Source organism: Mesorhizobium sp. M0598, from assembly GCF_040320865.1.
GTDB lineage: Bacteria > Pseudomonadota > Alphaproteobacteria > Rhizobiales > Rhizobiaceae > Mesorhizobium.
Window position 1 is genome coordinate 116,558 of record NZ_JAMYQL010000001.1, and the last position, 15,880, is coordinate 132,437.

A 15,880-nucleotide genomic window follows, 5' to 3' on the forward strand; every position below is an offset into this window, starting at 1 on the left:
ACAGACCATGGCGGTGAGCGACGCATTTGGCCTGACGCTGTCTGGCGCGACGGAGGCCGGGCTCTCGTCCTACAGCCGGGCTGTTCGCGAATTGCAGTGCTTCATCGGCGATCCGGTCGGTTCCATTGACCGGGCAATCGCCGAAGATCCCGGCTTCGTCATGGCGCATGTGTTCAAGGGTTATCTCTTTGGCCTTGCCACCGAGCGCGAAGCGACGGCGGTGGCCAAGGCATGTCACGAGGCGGCGCTGCCGCTTGCCGCGACGACGCGCGAGCAGGCGCATGTCGCCGCCCTTGGCTACCTTGCGGATGGACGCTGGCACGAGGCCGCCCGCGTGCTGGAGGATATCGCCATCGAGTTTCCGCTCGATGCGCTGGCGCTGCAGACCGGCCACCAGATCGACTTCTTCACCGGCAATGCGCGCATGCTGCGCGACCGCATCGGCCGCGCGCTGCCGTCCTGGCAGAGCGGCATGCCGGGCTATCACGCCATACTCGGGATGCAGGCCTTTGGCCTGGAGGAAATGGGCGACTACGCGCGCGCCGAAAAACTTGGCCGCACGGCGGTGGATCTCGAGCCGCGCGACGGCTGGGCCCAGCATGCGGTGGCCCATGTCATGGAGATGCAGAGCCGGCAGAAGGACGGCATTCTGTGGATGCGCGCCAATCCCGAAGCGTGGACGCGGGAAAGCTTCCTGCAGGTGCATAATTGGTGGCATCTGGCGCTGTTCCATTATGATCTCGGCGAGACCGACGAGGTGCTGGCGCTCTACGACGGGCCGATCTATGGCGAGCGCTCGAAGCTGGCGCTCAACATGGTCGATGCCTCGGCGATCCTGTGGCGGCTGCATCTCGGCGGCGTCGATGTCGGCGAGCGCTGGACGGCACTCGCCGCCAACTGGTTGCCCAAGGCGAGCGCCGGCCATTATGCCTTCAACGACGCCCACGCGATGATGGCGTTTGTCGGCGCCGGCCTCGAAGCGCCGGCCCGCGGCTTGCTCGAGGCGCAGCGCGAGGCGATCCGCGGCAAGGACGACAACGCTGCTTTCACCAGGGATGTCGGCCAGCCCCTGACGCTCGCCATCAAGGCATTCGGCGAGGGCAATTATGCCGGGACGATACGCCTGATCCGGCCGATCCGGGCAATCGCCCATCGCTTCGGCGGCAGCCACGCACAACGCGACGTCATCGACCTGACGCTGATCGAGGCGGCATTGCGTTCCGGTGATGGCGCGCTGGCGAGGGCGCTTGCGGCGGAACGCGCGCTGGCACGGCCGGACAGCCCGTTGTCGGCACTGTTTTCACGGCGTGCAACCGCTCTCGCGGCGAATTGACCAAGGCCACATCTTGCCTTAAAAACTGCCCCGGCCAGATTTTTTCGAGCGTCGAAAAAATCTTCGCGTGTTGACCGGGGTGCGTTTCCGGCGGCACGATTGCCGGGATATCTTCGCCGCCCGTGTCACAGGACTGGGCAGGGAAGCAAGAAAGACCGTCGCCGCCAGGCATGACGGACATGGGAGGAAACATGTATCTCGGCCTCGATCTCGGCACGTCGGGCGTCAAGGCGCTGCTGATCGATGCAAGGCAGAGCATCGTCGGTTCCGGCCATGCACCGCTCGACGTGTCGCGCCCGCATCCCGGCTGGTCCGAGCAGAACCCGGCCGACTGGATCCGCGCCTGCGAAGCGGCGGTCGGCGAGCTGCGGTCAATGCATGCGAAGGAACTCGCGGCGGTCAAAGGCATCGGCCTTTCCGGCCATATGCATGGCGCCACTCTGCTCGATGCCGCCGATCAGGTGCTGCGCCCCTGCATCCTATGGAACGATACACGCAGCCACGCCGAGGCGGCCGCGCTCGACGCCGACCCGCGCTTTCGCAAGCTAACCGGCAACATCGTCTTTCCCGGTTTCACCGCGCCAAAGCTGGCCTGGGTCAAGAACAACGAACCGGCTGTTTTCGCCAAGGTGGCAAAGGTCCTGCTGCCGAAGGACTTTTTGCGGCTCTGGCTCGCCGGCGAGCATATTTCGGAAATGTCGGATTCGGCTGGCACGTCGTGGCTCGATGTCGGCAAACGAGCCTGGTCCGCCGAACTGCTCGCCGCCACATCGCTCGACGAAAGCCAGATGCCGTCGCTGGTCGAAGGCACGGCCAAGGCCGGTGCCTTGCGCGCCGAACTGGCCGCGAAATGGGGCATGCAGGCGGGCATCCCGATCGCCGGCGGTGCCGGCGACAATGCGGCTTCGGCCTGCGGCATGGGCACGGTCGGCGCCGGGCAGGCGTTCGTCTCGCTCGGCACGTCCGGCGTGCTTTTCGCCGCCAACGCGTCGTATCTGCCCAACCCGGAAAGCGCCGTGCACACATTCTGCCACGCACTGCCCGGCACCTGGCACCAGATGGGCGTCATCCTGTCGGCAACCGATTCGCTCAACTGGCTGTCGGGGATCGCTGGAAAAAGCGCCGGCGAGTTGACCGCCGAACTCGGCGATGCGCTGCAGGCGCCGGCCGGTGTCTCCTTCCTGCCGTACCTGTCAGGCGAGCGGACGCCTCACAATGATTCCGTCATTCGGGGCGCGTTTACCGGGCTTGCCCACGAATCCGGCCGCGCGGCGCTGACCCAGGCCGTGCTCGAAGGCGTCGCTTTCGCTTTCCGCGACAGCCTCGAAGCTCTGGCCAAAGCCGGCACGACGCTGACCCGGGTGACGGCGATCGGCGGCGGCTCGCGCTCGCGCTATTGGCTGAAGGCCATCGCCACAGCGCTTGGCCTGCCAGTCGATATTCCAGCCGACGGCGATTTCGGCGCTGCCTTTGGCGCGGCCCGACTTGGCCTGATCGCGGCGACCGGTGCCGATCCGCGCGCCGTCTGCGCGGCGCCGGCGACCGACGCCACGGTCGAGCCGGTCGCCGCCCTCGGTGACGCCTATGCGCAAGCCTATCAGCGCTATCGCCAGCTTTATCCGGCGATCAGAGGCGCCACGGCGTGAACGGTTTCCCGCCCACGCCGCGGCCTGCCGAGAAGGCCTCATTGTGCCGGCACTTTGTCGAGAAAGCCGGTGACGCTTTTCAGCCGGCCATTTTCGATGACGCCGATATCCGTGCCTTCGATGACGGATTCGATGCCGTCCGGCCCAAGATTCCACGAAAAGCGGATGGTATCGGCGAAGCCGTCCGGCTTGCCTTTCAGCGAGAACCTAAAGCCGGCAAAGCGCTGCTGCACGCCGTCGATCAGCGCCGCGATGCCGTCATGGCCGTCGCCCCGCATGATCGGATCGCGATAGCCGACGTCCTCGGTGAAGGTTGCCTCGAGCAAGGCTTTTCTGCGCGCGTCGTCGCTCTCGTTCCAGGCGGCGATGTAGTTTTCGGCAATGGTGTTGAGGTCGGTCATGGTATGTCTCCTTCGTTGGGTGGCTTTGACATGAGCCTTTTCGACCAGCTTCAGCGCGAAACCAATTACGCCTGAGGTAATCAGGCCGAACCATGCGAGAGGAAAAGAACATGAGCAGCGGTTTTTTCGGCGACATCCAACAGATCAAATACGAGGGACCGGATTCGACCAATCCGCTGGCCTACCGGTTCTACAATCCCGACGAGATCGTCGCCGGCAAGCGGCTGGAAGACCATCTGCGCTTTGCCGTCGCTTATTGGCATTCCTTCGCCTGGCCGGGCGGCGATCCGTTCGGCGGCCAGACGTTCGACCGGCCATGGTTCCCCAAGGCCGGCGGCACCGACACCATGGAGCTGGCCAAACTCAAGGCCGACGTCGCCTTCGAGATGTTTTCGCTGCTGGGCGCGCCTTATTTCTGCTTCCACGATGCCGACGTGCGGCCGGAGGGCCGGGACTTTTCCGAAAGTGCGGCGCGGCTCGACGAGATCGCCGATTACTTCTCGGGAAAGATGAAGCAGACCGGCGTCAAGCTGCTGTGGGGCACGGCCAACCTGTTCTCCAACCGCCGCTTCATGTCAGGCGCCGCCACCAATCCCGATCCGGACGTCTTTGCCTATTCGGCGGCGACGGTGAAACACTGCATCGACGTCACCAAGCGGCTGAACGGCGAGAACTACGTGCTGTGGGGCGGCCGCGAGGGCTATGAGACGCTGCTCAACACCGACCTTGCCCGCGAACAGGAACAGGCCGGCCGTTTCCTCAACCTGGTCGTCGATTACAAGCACAGGATCGGCTTCGAAGGCACCATCCTGATCGAGCCGAAGCCGCAGGAGCCGACCAAGCACCAGTATGATTACGACGTCGCCACCGTCTATGGCTTCCTCAAGCGTTTCGGACTGGAGAACGAGGTCAAGCTCAACATCGAGCAGGGCCACGCCATCCTGGCCGGCCATTCGTTCGAACATGAGTTGGCGCTGGCCAATGCGCTCGGCATTTTCGGCTCGATCGATATGAACCGCAACGACTACCAGTCGGGCTGGGATACCGACCAGTTCCCGAACAATGTACCGGAGATGGCACTCGCCTATTATCAGGTGCTGCAGGCCGGCGGCTTCAAGACCGGCGGCACCAATTTCGATGCCAAGCTCAGGCGCCAGTCGCTCGATCCGCAGGACCTGCTGATTGGCCACATCGGCGGCATGGATTGTTGCGCCCGCGGCCTCAAGGCAGCGGCACGCATGGTCGAGGACAAGGCGCTGTCCGCCCCGCTCGCCGAGCGCTATGCCGGCTGGGATTCGGCCGAGGCCAAGGCGATGCTTGCCGGCAAGCGCACGCTGGAGGAAATCGCCGAGCGCGTCGTCAAGGAGAAGATCGAGCCGCAGCCCAGATCCGGCCGCCAGGAATTGCTCGAAATCATCGTCAACCGGTACGTCTGAGGCGTACCGTTTTCACGGCCACATTGTTCAGCGGCCGCCGGCTAAAGACGGCTTTCCGCGGGGCTGAACCGACGAAGGTTTTGCCCCGTGTGAAACTCGCGTGGCCTGTTCGCTGACCGGGTTTGGCGCGTCTTAGCCGTGATCGAGGCCTCTCAGGTAGGCGCAGAACATGTCGGCCATGGCGTCGGCGTAGGCTTCAATCTCCGCGGGGGTTCGGGGCAACTCCGAGAACTGCTTCCCCACCGTGCTGAGCGTCGTCATGACCAGATCGCCGGCCAATTCGCGAGTCGCTTGCGCGGCGTTGGGCAACGCTTCCTGCATGAAGAGCTGGATGGTGCGGTCTCCGGACGCCCTTGCCGTCTGCGCCTCGGGCGCGTCGCGGTAAAGCGGTGCGGCGTCGTCGAGCGCCACACGCACCGCGGCCTCCTCACACTCCGAGCGGAGGAAGGCGTGGACCAGGTCGCGCAGCCGGTCAAGTGGCGGTTTCCTCACGTCCTCGAGGATGTCGCGCAGCAAATCGGTCGTCTGCCGCCATTCGTCGCTCTGGAGCCGGAACAGGATCGCCGCCTTGTTCGGAAAATACTGATACAGCGATCCGACACTGACACCGGCCTTCTCGGCCACCCGCGCCGTGGTGAAGCGCTGCGCGCCTTCCCTCGCCAAAACCTGAACAGCAGCCTGCAAAATCGCAGCGACGAGCTCCGCCGAGCGGGCCTGCTTCGGCTGTTTTCGCGAGGAAATCCGCGGACTTCGGTGATCGCTCATTGAGAGCCGCGCCAATGCGATTAGTGAATGCGAATGATTAGTCGTATTTTGAATGCCGCACAAGAACGCATTCAATTCCGACTGGAGACCGATATGACCACACTGACGACAACGCCGCTCGCGCCCCTGCTGGACCGCCTGTTCGAGGAAGCCGCCGCCGCAACGAGCCCCGCGGTGGCGGAACTCTCCGCCGAGGAGCGGATGCGCCTCGTTCGGAGCAAGACCGAATACCTCGATTTCTATGGGCGGCTAAAGGACCTCTGGCTTCCCGTCTCGCGAGAGACTGGCACGCTGCTCTACATGCTGGCACGAGGCAGCGATGCACGGACGATCGTTGAATTTGGAACCTCGTTCGGCATCTCGACCCTGCACCTTGCCGCAGCCTTGCGGGACAATGGCGGCGGCCGCCTGATCACCAGCGAGTTCGAGCCATCCAAGGTCGCGCGCGCGAGGAGTAATCTGACAGCAGGTGGTCTCATCGACATGGTGGAAATCCGCGAAGGAGACGCGCTGCAAACATTAAGCGTCGATCTTCCCGAAACGGTCGACCTGCTTCTGCTCGACGGCGCCAAAGCGCTCTATCCCGAGATCTTGAGTCTGGTTGAAAGCCGCCTCAGGCCGGGCGCCTTCGTCGTTGCCGACAACGCAGATCTTTGCCCCGAATACCTCGAGCGGGTGCGCTCGACCGGGAGTGGCTACATGTCCACGCCGTTCGGCGAGGATGTTGAACTGTCGATGCGGCTTGGCTGAAGCACTGCCTGACCTGCCGGAACGATCGTGCCCAAGATGGGCGGCGGCGGACAAAACTTTGCCCGGCATCGCCCATCAATCGCCTCGCTCTTGCCTTCAAACAGCCGTCACGAACCTCCTATAGTGTGGTTCGTGGCGGGATTCAGAAAGAAGGAGGCGAAACGATATGCAGCACGAACGCGAAATCGACGCCCTGCTCTCATCTGGCGAGGCTGGATCGATCATCGACCGGCTGATGGCGCTGCCGCACCCGAAACAAGGTGCGCTGAGTGCAAACGAATGGGATCGCGCGGTCGCCAGCCGCTTCGAGACCCATCTTGCGAGACAGATGCGCTCGCAGATCGACGGCAGCAGCGACCGCCAGGACGCTGCCTGATCTACCTTTGTCTATGCATGTCGTTATCCCAAAACCGCTCCGCACTTTTGGGGCGACATGCATTATCCCCGACGCAGCCTGACCGGCGCTTCGCCGAACGCTCTTGAAAACGCTCTGGAAAATGCCGCGGCGGACGAAAACCCCGTTCGCCCGGCAATGTCCGCCATGGCGATGCGCGTGTCGACCACCAGCCGGCGCGCGGCGCCGAGGCGCAGCCTGAGGTAATAAGCGCCGGGCGTTTCGCCGATCGACTTGCGAAAGATGCTTTCCAGCGTCCGTGCCGTCACCCCGGCGCGCTTTGCCACGGCGGCGACAGTCAGCGGCTGGTCGACATGCGCTTCCATCAGCCGGATGGCTTGCGCCAGCCTGGGATCGTAGCCGTCGAGACGGCCGAGCGAGACCAGCGGTTGCGCGTCCGTCGCGGCGCGCGCCTGGTCGTAGATGAAGACGCTCGCGACATCGAGCGCCACGGCCATGCCGAGCCGCGTGCGGATCAGATGCAGCATCAGGTCGAAGGTCGGCGAGGCGCCGCCGGTGGTGAACACCGGGCCATCGATGACGTAGCGGTCGGGGCGCACGTCGACGCCGGGAAAGGCCGACGAGAAATCCTCCATGTCCTCCCAGTGGGTGGTGGCGCTGCGCCCCTCCAGCAGACCCGCGCGGGCAACCAGCCAGGTGCCGGCCTCGACGCCGCCGCAGGCGCGTGCCGCGCGCGCCGCCCGGCGCAGTCCGGACAGCAGGGCCGATGTGGCGTAGTTCTGCGTGCCGAAGCCGGCGACGACGACCAGCATATCGGTTGTGTCAGCCGCATCGAAGCGGCCGCTGACCACCACCGGCAGGCCGCATGTGGTGACCGGCGCCTCGCCTGTCACCGAGACCAGCCTGAAATCGAACAGCGTCTCACCGGCAATGCGGTTGGCGGCGCGCAACGGATCGACGGCCGACGCGACGCACATGATCGACGAGCCGGAGAATACCAGCAGCGTTACCTTGAGCGGCAAACGCTCGGCCCGAAAGATCGTCGGTTTTTCGTTTTTGGTCACACGATCTTCGTAAAACGCAAAACAGTTTCCGGCAAGTCAGGCATTCTTGCCCTACGTTCTATTGGGAGAGAGTCCGATGCCGTTAGCGATGAACCGTGAGGTTTTCATTACCTGTGCCGTGACCGGGTCCGGCGGTTCGCAGGACCGCAGCCCGCATGTGCCGCGCTCGCCCAGAGAGATCGCCGATTCGGCCATCGAGGCGGCAAAGGCAGGTGCTGCAATCGTGCACTGCCATGTGCGCGATCCCGAGACCGGCAAGCCTAGGCGCGACGTGCATCTCTATCGCGAAGTAACCGAGCGCATCCGCGCGGCAGACGTCGACGTGGTGCTGAACCTGACCGCCGGCATGGGGGGTGACATGGTATTCGGCCCGCCGGAGAAGCCGCTGCCGCTGAACGAAAAAGGCACGGACATGGGCGGCGCGAGCAACCGCATGGAACATGTGCGCCAGTGCCTGCCGGAAATCTGCACGCTCGATTGCGGCACGATGAATTTCGCCGAGGCCGATTATGTCATGACCAATACGCCCGGCATGCTGCGTGCCATGGGCGGCATGATGACGGCGCTCGGCGTCAAGCCGGAGATCGAGGCCTTCGACACCGGGCATCTGTGGTTCGCCAAGCAATTGGTCGAGGAAGAAGTGCTGAAGCCGGACGCGCTGGTGCAATTGTGCATGGGCGTGCCGTGGGGCGCGCCGGACGACCTCAACACCTTCATGGCCATGGTCAACAATGTACCGTCGACCTGGAACTGGTCGGCCTTTGCCATTGGCCGCAACCAGATGGCCTATGTCGCGGCCGCGGTGCTGGCCGGCGGCAATGTCCGCGTCGGACTGGAGGATAATCTCTGGCTCGACAAGGGCGTGCTGGCGACCAATGCGCAGCTGGTCGAGCGGGCGGTCAGCATCGTGTCGAATATGGGCGCCAGGGTCATCGGCCCGGACGAAGTCCGCAAGAAGCTGAACCTGACGAAGCGCGCACCGCTTTGAAAAGCCGGTAGCCGGTTGGGAGGAGCCGCCGATGAAGACCGTGAAATTCACCGCCATGAAGGACGGCGACCGCGAGGACTATGCGTTCCTCACCGAGCACGAGATCGACTATGCGGTAAAGACCGGCGAGCGGCTGCTCGACGCGCTCGTCCAGCTTGATGCGGGCCTCTCGGGCTACAAGATCACCCGGCTCGGCCATTCACTGCAAGCGGCAACACGGGCCTGGCGCGACGGCGCCGACACCGACTGGATTGCCTGCGCCTTGCTGCACGATATCGGCGACATCTACGCGCCCTATAACCACGACGAGTATGCGGCGTCGATCCTGAAGCCTTTTGTGCGCGAGCAATGCACCTGGGTGGTGGAGAAGCACGGCGATTTCCAGCGCCTCTATTACGCCCACCACCTCGGCGGTAATCCACACGCCCGCGACCGTTTCGCCGGGCACATCTACTTCGACGATTGCGATGAGTTTTGCGAACGCTGGGATCAGTCGAGCTTCGATCCCGACTACGAGACATTGCCGATCGATTTCTTCCGGCCCTTCGTGCTCGAAGTGTTCGCGCGCAAGGCCTATGACGCATCCGTGATCCGTGCCGGCGAGCGTGTCGCCCTCACCGACCCCGCAACAGCCCGCACAAGAACCGGAGCTTCCGCATGAGCATCATCAACAAGGCGGCCGCCATCGGCGGCGGCGTCATCGGCGCCGGCTGGGTGGCGCGGCTGCTGCTCAACGGCATCGACGTGTCGATCTTCGATCCCGACCCCGAGGCGTCACGCAAGGTCGGCGAGGTGATGAAGGGAGCGCGACGCGCCTACAAGCAGATGCTGCCCGGCGGCCTGCCGAAGGAGGGCAAGCTTACCTTCGCCAAGACGATCGCCGAGGCGGTGGCCGACGCCGACTTCATCCAGGAAAGCGTGCCGGAGCGGCTCGACTTGAAGCACCGCGTGCTGGCCGAGATCGACCTTTATGCGCCGGCCAACGCCATTATCGGCTCCTCCACCTCCGGCATCAAGCCGACCGACATGCAGGTGGCGATGAAGAAGCACCCGGAGCGGCTGGTCGTCGGCCATCCGTTCAACCCCGTCTATCTGCTGCCGCTGGTCGAAATCGTCGGCGGCGAACAGACCTTTCCCGAGGCGATCGAAGTCGCCAAGGAGATGTATGCCTCGATCGGCATGAAGCCGGTGGTGATCCGCAAGGAGATCGAAGCGTTCGTCGGCGACCGGCTGCTCGAAGCGGCCTGGCGCGAGGCGCTGTGGCTGGTCAAGGACGGCATCTGCACGGTCGAGGAGCTCGACGACATCATGCGCTACGGCTTCGGCCTGCGCTGGGCGCAGATGGGCATGTTCCAGGTCTATCGCGTCGCCGGCGGCGAGGCCGGCATGCGCCACTTCATGGCGCAGTTCGGCCCGTGCCTGAAATGGCCGTGGACCAAGCTGATGGACGTGCCGGAGTTCAACGATGAGCTGGTCGAGCTGATCGCCACGCAGTCGGACGACCAGGCGCACGGTCTGTCGATCCGCGAGCTCGAAAAGATCCGCGACGACAATCTGGTCGCCATCATGGAGGCACTGTCGAAGCAGAACAAAGCCAAAGGCTGGGGTGCCGGCGCCCTGCATAAGGACTACACCAGGCAGCTGGCCAAGCTCGCGGCCAAGAAGCCCACCGCCTCCAAGGCGGCCGAAAAGGCAAAGGCTGAAAAGCCGAAGAAAAGGAAGAAAGGCTGAGACCATGGATTTTGGTCTTTCGGAGGAGCAGAAGCTCATCGTCGAGACGACGCGGGCCTTCGTCGAGAACGAGCTTTACCCACATGAGCGCGAAGTGGAGCGTACCGGCGTGCTGCGCCGCGAGCTGATCGAGGAGATCAAGGCCAAGGCGATCGAAGCCGGCCTCTATGCCGCCAACATGCCGGCCGATGTCGGCGGCGCCGGGCTCGATACGGTGACCTGGCTGCTCTATGAAAAGGAACTCGGCCGCGCCAATTACGCGCTGCATTGGACCTGCGTGGCGCGGCCTTCGAACATCCTTCTCGCCGGCACGCCGGAGCAGCGCGAAAAATATCTGTTTCCCTGCATTCGCGGCGAGAAATGGGATTGCCTGGCAATGACCGAGCCGGGCGCCGGCTCCGATCTGCGCGGCATGAAGGCAACCGCCGTGCAAGACGGCGACGACTGGGTGCTGAACGGCACCAAGCATTTCATCAGCCATGCGGACCTCGCCGATTTCGCCATCGTCTTCATGGCCTCGGGTGAGGAAGGGTCTTCGCGTGGAAAACGCAAGAAGATCACCGCCTTCTTTGTCGATAAGGGCACCAAGGGTTTTACGGTGCGCGACGGCTACCGCAACGTCTCGCATCGCGGCTACACCAATGCCATCCTCGAATTCGACGATTGCCGGTTGCCGGCCAGTCAGGTTCTGGGCGAGGTCCACAAAGGCTTCGACGTCGCCAATTCGTGGCTTGGCGCAACGCGCCTGCAGGTCGGCGCCACCTGCCTCGGCCGCGCCGAGCGGGCGCTTGGCCACGCCGTCGAATACGCCGCGCAGCGCCAGCAGTTCGGCCAGCCGATCGGCAAGTTCCAGGGCGTGTCGTTCAAGCTCGCCGACATGGCGACCGAGCTGAAGGCCGCCGACCTGATGGTGTTCGAAGCCGGCTGGAAGTACGATCAGGGTACCGTCACCGACCAGGACATGGCCATGGCCAAACTGAAGGCCACCGAGATGCTCGCCTTTGTCGCCGACGAGGCGATCCAGATCCATGGCGGCATGGGGCTGATGGACGATTTGCCGCTCGAGCGCATCTGGCGCGACGCCCGCGTCGAGCGCATCTGGGAAGGCACCTCGGAAATCCAGCGCCACATCATCTCGCGGGCGCTGCTGCGCCCGTTCGGGGGCTGAACAGCGCAATGTTTGCATTCCTTCGCGCCCCCCTCTGTCCTATCGGACATCTCCCCCTCAAGGGGGGAGATCGGCCGCCATTCCTGATTTCGCCAGTTATTGCCGTTGCATGCCTGGGGCCGGCGGCCCAACTGCCAATCTCCCCCCTTGAGGGGGAGATGCCAAGTTTTGGCAAAGAGGGCAGGGCAGAGGAGGGTGTTCATGCACAAACTTGAGCGCCTTTTGCGCCCGCGGACAATCGCGGTCTTCGGTGGCGCGCAGGCTGCCGCCGTCGTCGCGCAATCGATCAAGATGGGCTTTGCCGGCGAGATCTGGCCGGTGCATCCGAGCAAGGCCGAGGTCGCCGGCCGCAAGGCCTATCGCTCGGTGGCCGAATTGCCCGGTGCGCCGGATGCCGCTTTCGTCGGCGTCAACCGGCACTTGACCATCGAAGTGGTCAAGGCACTGGCCGAGCGCGGCGCCGGCGGTGCGGTCTGCTTCGCCGCCGGCTTCCTCGAAACCGAGGCCTATGACGAGGACGGCGAGCGGCTGCAGGCCGAGCTGGTCGCGGCGGCGGGCCAAATGCCAATCATCGGGCCGAACTGCTACGGGCTCATCAACTATGCCGACGGCGCGCTTTTGTGGCCCGACCAGCATGGCGGCATCAGGCTGCCAGAAGGCGGTCGCGGCGTTGCCATCATCACCCAGTCGTCGAACATCGCCATCAATATGACGATGCAGAAGCGCGGCCTGCCGATCGCCTTTCTGATGACCGCCGGCAACCAGGCGCAGACCGGGCTTTCCGAAATGGCGCTCGGCCTGATCGAGGACGACCGTGTCACCGCGCTCGGCTTGCATATCGAGGCTTTCGATTCGGTAGCCGGCTTCGAAAGGCTGGCGGCACGGGCGCGCGAGCTGAAAAAGCCTGTCATCGCCATGAAGGTCGGCCGCTCCGAGCAGGCGCGGCAGGCGACCGTTTCCCATACCGCGTCGCTGGCCGGCTCGGACGCAGCGTCCGGCGCCTTCCTGAAGCGGCTCGGCATCGCCCGCATCGATTCGATCCCGGCCTTCATCGAGGCGCTCAAGCTGCTGCACGTCACCGGCCCCCTGCCCGGCTACCGGCTGTCGTCGATGAGCTGTTCGGGCGGCGAGGCGTCGGTGATGGCCGACAGCGCCGAAGGCCGCTGGGTGACGTTTCCGCCACTCACCCCCGAGCACCGCGCGCATGTCAAATCGACGCTCGGGCCGCTGGTCGCGGTGGCCAACCCGCTCGACTACCACACCTTCATCTGGAACAACGAGCCGGCGATGACCGCCACCTTCACCGCGATGGTGTCGGGCGGCTTCGACCTCAACATGCTGGTGCTCGATTTCCCGCGCCCCGACCGCTGCTCGGACACCGACTGGTGGGCGACGCTGCGCGCCTTCGAAGTGGCGCTGAAGACCAACAGCGCGCAAGGCGCGATCGTCTCCTCGCTGCCGGAGAACCTGCCCGAGGAATACACTGCCGGCCTGATGGCGCGGGGCATGGTGCCGCTGTTCGGCATCTCCGAAGCCATGGACGCCGCCCAGGCGGCGGCCTTCATCGGCTGGGCCTGGCGCGAGCCGCAGGCGCAGCCGATCGACACTTCGGCGTCCGGCGCGCCGGTCGGCGACCATGTCACGCCGGACGAGGCCGAGGCGAAGGCGCGGCTCATTGAGGCCGGGCTCCCCGTGCCGAAGGGCGAGCGCGCCGGCAACGCGGTCGAAGCTGTCATCTCCTCGATGGCGCTCGGCTTCCCGGTGGCGCTGAAGGCCCTTGGTGTCATCCACAAGTCCGAGCTCGACGCGGTCCGGCTCAATTTGAGGGATGCCGAATCCGTCAGCACCGCCGCCCACGATCTCGGCCCGCTCGGCACGGGCCTTTATGTCGAGCGCATGGTGCGCGACGGCGTCGCCGAGCTGCTCGTCGGCTTCACCCGCGACCCGATGTTCGGCGCGGTGATGACGCTCGGCACCGGCGGCGTGCTGGTCGAGCTGTTGCGCGACAGCGTCACGCTGATGCTGCCGGCGACCCGCGACGATATCGAGGCCGCTTTGCGCGGGCTGAAACTGTTCCCGCTGCTCGACGGCTATCGCGGTCGGCCGAAGGCCGATGTCGCAGCGGCAATCGATGCGATATCGGGCATTGCCGCTTTCGTGCAGCAAAACGCCGGCGAGATCGAGGAACTCGACATCAATCCGCTGATCGTCTGCACCGAAGGCAAGGGCGCCTGGATCGCCGATGCGCTGCTGGTGCTTGGAGACAAGAAGAATGTCTGAAATCATTTCGACCCGCCGCGAAGGCGCTGTCCTCGAAGTCACGCTCGACCGGCCCAAGGCCAATGCCATCGACCTGAAGACGTCGCGGCTGATGGGCGAGACTTTCAAGGCGTTTCGCGACGATCCCGACTTGCGCGTCGCCATCGTCAAGACCGCCGGTGACAAGTTCTTCTGCGCCGGCTGGGACCTGAAGGCCGCGGCCGGCGGCGACGCGGTCGACGGCGACTACGGCGTCGGCGGCTTCGGCGGGCTGCAGGAACTGCGCGATCTCAACAAGCCGGTGATCGCCTGCGTCAACGGCATGGCGGTCGGCGGCGGCTTCGAACTGGCGCTATCCTGCGACCTCATCTATGCATCGGATCACTCCTCCTTCGCGCTGCCCGAAATCCGCGCCGGCACGCTTGCCGATGCGGCGACGATCAAGCTGCCGAAGCGCATCCCCTACCATGTCGCCATGGACCTTCTGCTCACCGGCCGCTGGATGGATGTCGCCGAGGCGCATCGATGGGGCCTGGTCAACGAGGTGCTGCCCAAGGAAAGACTGGAGGACCGCGTCTGGGAGATCGCGCGGCTGCTCGCCAGCGGCCCGCCGCTGGTCTTCGCCGCGATCAAGGAGACGGCCCGGGTCGCAGAATCGCTGACTTTCCAGGACGCGATGAACCGGGTGACGCGCCGGCAACTGTCGACGGTTGACGCACTCTACGGCTCGGAGGACAATCTCGAGGGCTTTCGCGCCTTTGCCGAGAAGCGCGATCCGGTGTGGAAGGGGAAGTAGTGGTATTGCAGGAATGATGGCGCTCACCCCCCTCTGTCCTGCCGGACATCTCCCCCTCAAGGGGGGAGATTGGATGTCATCATCGCTTTCGCCAATTGTCGACGCCGGAGAAAAGGCGGTTTCGCCGAAGCTGCCGATCTCCCCACTTGAGGGGAAGATGGCCGGCAGGCCAGAGGAGGGTGTTCAGGCGGATTCATTGCGATCCATTCAGCGCCCATGACCGACTACAAAACCCTCATCGACGCCGAGACCTGGGCCTTCATCGAGCGGACCAATTCTTATTATCCGCCCGATACGATCGACTACACCATCGCCGAGCAGCGCGAGATCTACAACCGGATGTGCCGCGAGTTCTTTGCCGGCTATCCCCAAGGCGTCACGGCGGAAACCACCGCCATTGCCACACCCTGGCACATTCCGATCCGCGTCTACCGCGCCCCGGCGCCGGAAGCTTCGGCGATGGTGCTTTATTTCCATGGCGGCGGTTTTATCCTCGGCGGGCTCGACAGCCACGACGACCTCTGCGCCGAGCTTTGCGGCCGCACCGGCTATGAAGTGGTTTCGGTCGACTACCGGCTGGCGCCTGAGCACCTTCATCCGGCCGCCTTCGACGACGCCATCAGCGCCTTCGAATGGGCGGCGGCGACTTACGAGCGTCCTGTCCTGCTCTGCGGCGACAGTGCCGGCGGCAATCTCGCCGCCGCTGTCAGTCACGCAACGCGCGGCCATGCGCGCAAGCCGATCGGCCAGATTCTGGTCTATCCCGGCCTTGGCGGCGACAGCTCCGCCGGTTCCTACGTCACCCACGCGGAGGCGCCGATGCTTACCGCGCGCGACCTCGTTTTCTACAGGGACATCAGGACCGGTGGCGACGATCGCACCGGCGATCTCACTCTGTGGCCGCTCGCCGACGCCGAGTTCGCCAATCTTCCGCCCACCGTCGTGATCACCGCTGAATGCGACCCGCTGTCGTCGGACGGCGAAGCCTATCGCGACCGCATCGTTGCCGCGGGCGGGCGCGCCTGGTGGCTCGAGGAGCCGGGGCTGGTGCATGGCTATTTGCGCGCCAGGCACACGGCCGGCCGCGCCCGCTCGAGCTTTACCCGGATTGTCGATGCGGTAGCGGTTTTGGGAAGGGGCGAGTGGATCTGGTGAGGGATGTCTTCCCGACCAGAACGGGCCTTTGTC

At 64.7% G+C, this 15,880-nt stretch carries 15 protein-coding genes; 12 read left to right on the forward strand and 3 right to left on the reverse strand.

The window, feature by feature from the left end:
• Positions 1–7: 7 nt before the first annotated feature.
• Positions 8–1,333 (forward strand): tetratricopeptide repeat protein, encoded by a 1,326-nt coding sequence (locus NKI59_RS00510; RefSeq protein ID WP_352568433.1) that lies wholly within the window; start codon positions 8–10, stop codon positions 1,331–1,333.
• 191 nt (positions 1,334–1,524) lie between these two features.
• Positions 1,525–2,979 carry a xylulokinase gene (gene xylB / locus NKI59_RS00515; RefSeq protein WP_352568569.1) on the forward strand — a complete coding sequence of 485 codons (1,455 nt, stop codon included), beginning with the start codon at positions 1,525–1,527 and terminating at the stop codon, positions 2,977–2,979.
• Between the two features lie 38 nt (positions 2,980–3,017).
• On the opposite strand, the gene NKI59_RS00520 is transcribed toward xylB, so the two are convergent.
• The gene (locus NKI59_RS00520; RefSeq protein WP_352568435.1) at positions 3,018–3,380 is read right to left on the reverse strand and encodes a nuclear transport factor 2 family protein; all 363 of its coding nucleotides are present in this window, start codon (positions 3,378–3,380) and stop codon (positions 3,018–3,020) included.
• A 110-nt stretch (positions 3,381–3,490) separates the two neighbouring features.
• On the opposite strand from NKI59_RS00520, the gene xylA reads away from it, so the two are divergent.
• Complete coding sequence (gene xylA / locus NKI59_RS00525) at positions 3,491–4,816, forward strand: xylose isomerase (protein ID WP_352701684.1); 1,326 nt, start codon at positions 3,491–3,493, stop codon at positions 4,814–4,816.
• Positions 4,817–4,948: 132 nt separating this feature from the next.
• Here the strand turns inward: xylA and NKI59_RS00530 are convergent, their stop codons facing one another.
• On the reverse strand, positions 4,949–5,581 hold the full coding sequence (locus tag NKI59_RS00530) for a TetR/AcrR family transcriptional regulator (protein WP_352634890.1): 633 nt from the start codon (positions 5,579–5,581) through the stop codon (positions 4,949–4,951).
• Positions 5,582–5,674: 93 nt separating this feature from the next.
• Here NKI59_RS00530 and NKI59_RS00535 point away from each other — a divergent pair, with 93 nt between their 5' ends.
• Together NKI59_RS00535 and NKI59_RS00540 are read left to right on the forward strand one after the other, a co-directional pair.
• Positions 5,675–6,331: an O-methyltransferase gene (locus tag NKI59_RS00535; protein ID WP_352701686.1), complete on the forward strand. Its 657-nt coding sequence runs from the start codon at positions 5,675–5,677 to the stop codon at positions 6,329–6,331.
• 166 nt (positions 6,332–6,497) lie between these two features.
• Entirely contained in the window at positions 6,498–6,707 is a 210-nt protein-coding gene (locus NKI59_RS00540) for a hypothetical protein (protein WP_023680243.1), read from the forward strand.
• Between the two features lie 62 nt (positions 6,708–6,769).
• On the opposite strand, the gene NKI59_RS00545 is transcribed toward NKI59_RS00540, so the two are convergent.
• Positions 6,770–7,750: a GlxA family transcriptional regulator gene (locus NKI59_RS00545; RefSeq protein ID WP_352634886.1), complete on the reverse strand. Its 981-nt coding sequence runs from the start codon at positions 7,748–7,750 to the stop codon at positions 6,770–6,772.
• A gap of 76 nt (positions 7,751–7,826) precedes the next feature.
• Between NKI59_RS00545 and bcoG the strand changes: the two genes are divergently transcribed.
• From bcoG to NKI59_RS00580, 7 genes are all read left to right on the forward strand, one after another.
• Positions 7,827–8,738: a 3-dehydrocarnitine:acetyl-CoA trimethylamine transferase BcoG gene (bcoG, locus tag NKI59_RS00550; RefSeq protein WP_352451615.1), complete on the forward strand. Its 912-nt coding sequence runs from the start codon at positions 7,827–7,829 to the stop codon at positions 8,736–8,738.
• A gap of 31 nt (positions 8,739–8,769) precedes the next feature.
• Entirely contained in the window at positions 8,770–9,399 is a 630-nt protein-coding gene (locus tag NKI59_RS00555; protein ID WP_352620667.1) for an HD domain-containing protein, read from the forward strand.
• Positions 9,396–10,469: a 3-hydroxyacyl-CoA dehydrogenase NAD-binding domain-containing protein gene (locus NKI59_RS00560; RefSeq protein ID WP_352701688.1), complete on the forward strand. Its 1,074-nt coding sequence runs from the start codon at positions 9,396–9,398 to the stop codon at positions 10,467–10,469. The genes NKI59_RS00555 and NKI59_RS00560 overlap by 4 nt, the downstream gene beginning before the upstream one ends.
• Positions 10,470–10,473: 4 nt before the next feature.
• Positions 10,474–11,637: an acyl-CoA dehydrogenase family protein gene (locus tag NKI59_RS00565; RefSeq protein ID WP_352701691.1), complete on the forward strand. Its 1,164-nt coding sequence runs from the start codon at positions 10,474–10,476 to the stop codon at positions 11,635–11,637.
• A gap of 201 nt (positions 11,638–11,838) precedes the next feature.
• A complete protein-coding gene (locus NKI59_RS00570; RefSeq protein WP_352620661.1) occupies positions 11,839–13,917 on the forward strand; it encodes an acetate--CoA ligase family protein in 2,079 nt (692 codons plus the stop codon).
• Positions 13,910–14,692, forward strand: coding sequence for a carnitinyl-CoA dehydratase (locus NKI59_RS00575; RefSeq protein WP_352451620.1), 783 nt, complete (start codon positions 13,910–13,912; stop codon positions 14,690–14,692). Before NKI59_RS00570 ends, NKI59_RS00575 begins: the two co-directional genes overlap by 8 nt.
• 216 nt (positions 14,693–14,908) lie before the next feature.
• The gene (locus NKI59_RS00580; protein WP_352590827.1) at positions 14,909–15,847 is read left to right on the forward strand and encodes an alpha/beta hydrolase; all 939 of its coding nucleotides are present in this window, start codon (positions 14,909–14,911) and stop codon (positions 15,845–15,847) included.
• Positions 15,848–15,880 lie beyond the last annotated feature (33 nt).

What these genes read in the sequence shown, in the direction of transcription:
- NKI59_RS00510 (WP_352568433.1), top strand. Translation starts at nt 8, where the DNA reads ATGGCGGTGAGCGACGCATTTGGCCTGACGCTGTCTGGCGCGACGGAG.
- xylB (WP_352568569.1), top strand. Translation starts at nt 1,525, where the DNA reads ATGTATCTCGGCCTCGATCTCGGCACGTCGGGCGTCAAGGCGCTGCTG.
- NKI59_RS00520 (WP_352568435.1), bottom strand. Translation starts at nt 3,380, where the DNA reads ATGACCGACCTCAACACCATTGCCGAAAACTACATCGCCGCCTGGAAC.
- xylA (WP_352701684.1), top strand. Translation starts at nt 3,491, where the DNA reads ATGAGCAGCGGTTTTTTCGGCGACATCCAACAGATCAAATACGAGGGA.
- NKI59_RS00530 (WP_352634890.1), bottom strand. Translation starts at nt 5,581, where the DNA reads ATGAGCGATCACCGAAGTCCGCGGATTTCCTCGCGAAAACAGCCGAAG.
- NKI59_RS00535 (WP_352701686.1), top strand. Translation starts at nt 5,675, where the DNA reads ATGACCACACTGACGACAACGCCGCTCGCGCCCCTGCTGGACCGCCTG.
- NKI59_RS00540 (WP_023680243.1), top strand. Translation starts at nt 6,498, where the DNA reads ATGCAGCACGAACGCGAAATCGACGCCCTGCTCTCATCTGGCGAGGCT.
- bcoG (WP_352451615.1), top strand. Translation starts at nt 7,827, where the DNA reads ATGCCGTTAGCGATGAACCGTGAGGTTTTCATTACCTGTGCCGTGACC.
- NKI59_RS00555 (WP_352620667.1), top strand. Translation starts at nt 8,770, where the DNA reads ATGAAGACCGTGAAATTCACCGCCATGAAGGACGGCGACCGCGAGGAC.
- NKI59_RS00560 (WP_352701688.1), top strand. Translation starts at nt 9,396, where the DNA reads ATGAGCATCATCAACAAGGCGGCCGCCATCGGCGGCGGCGTCATCGGC.
- NKI59_RS00565 (WP_352701691.1), top strand. Translation starts at nt 10,474, where the DNA reads ATGGATTTTGGTCTTTCGGAGGAGCAGAAGCTCATCGTCGAGACGACG.
- NKI59_RS00570 (WP_352620661.1), top strand. Translation starts at nt 11,839, where the DNA reads ATGCACAAACTTGAGCGCCTTTTGCGCCCGCGGACAATCGCGGTCTTC.
- NKI59_RS00575 (WP_352451620.1), top strand. Translation starts at nt 13,910, where the DNA reads ATGTCTGAAATCATTTCGACCCGCCGCGAAGGCGCTGTCCTCGAAGTC.
- NKI59_RS00580 (WP_352590827.1), top strand. Translation starts at nt 14,909, where the DNA reads ATGACCGACTACAAAACCCTCATCGACGCCGAGACCTGGGCCTTCATC.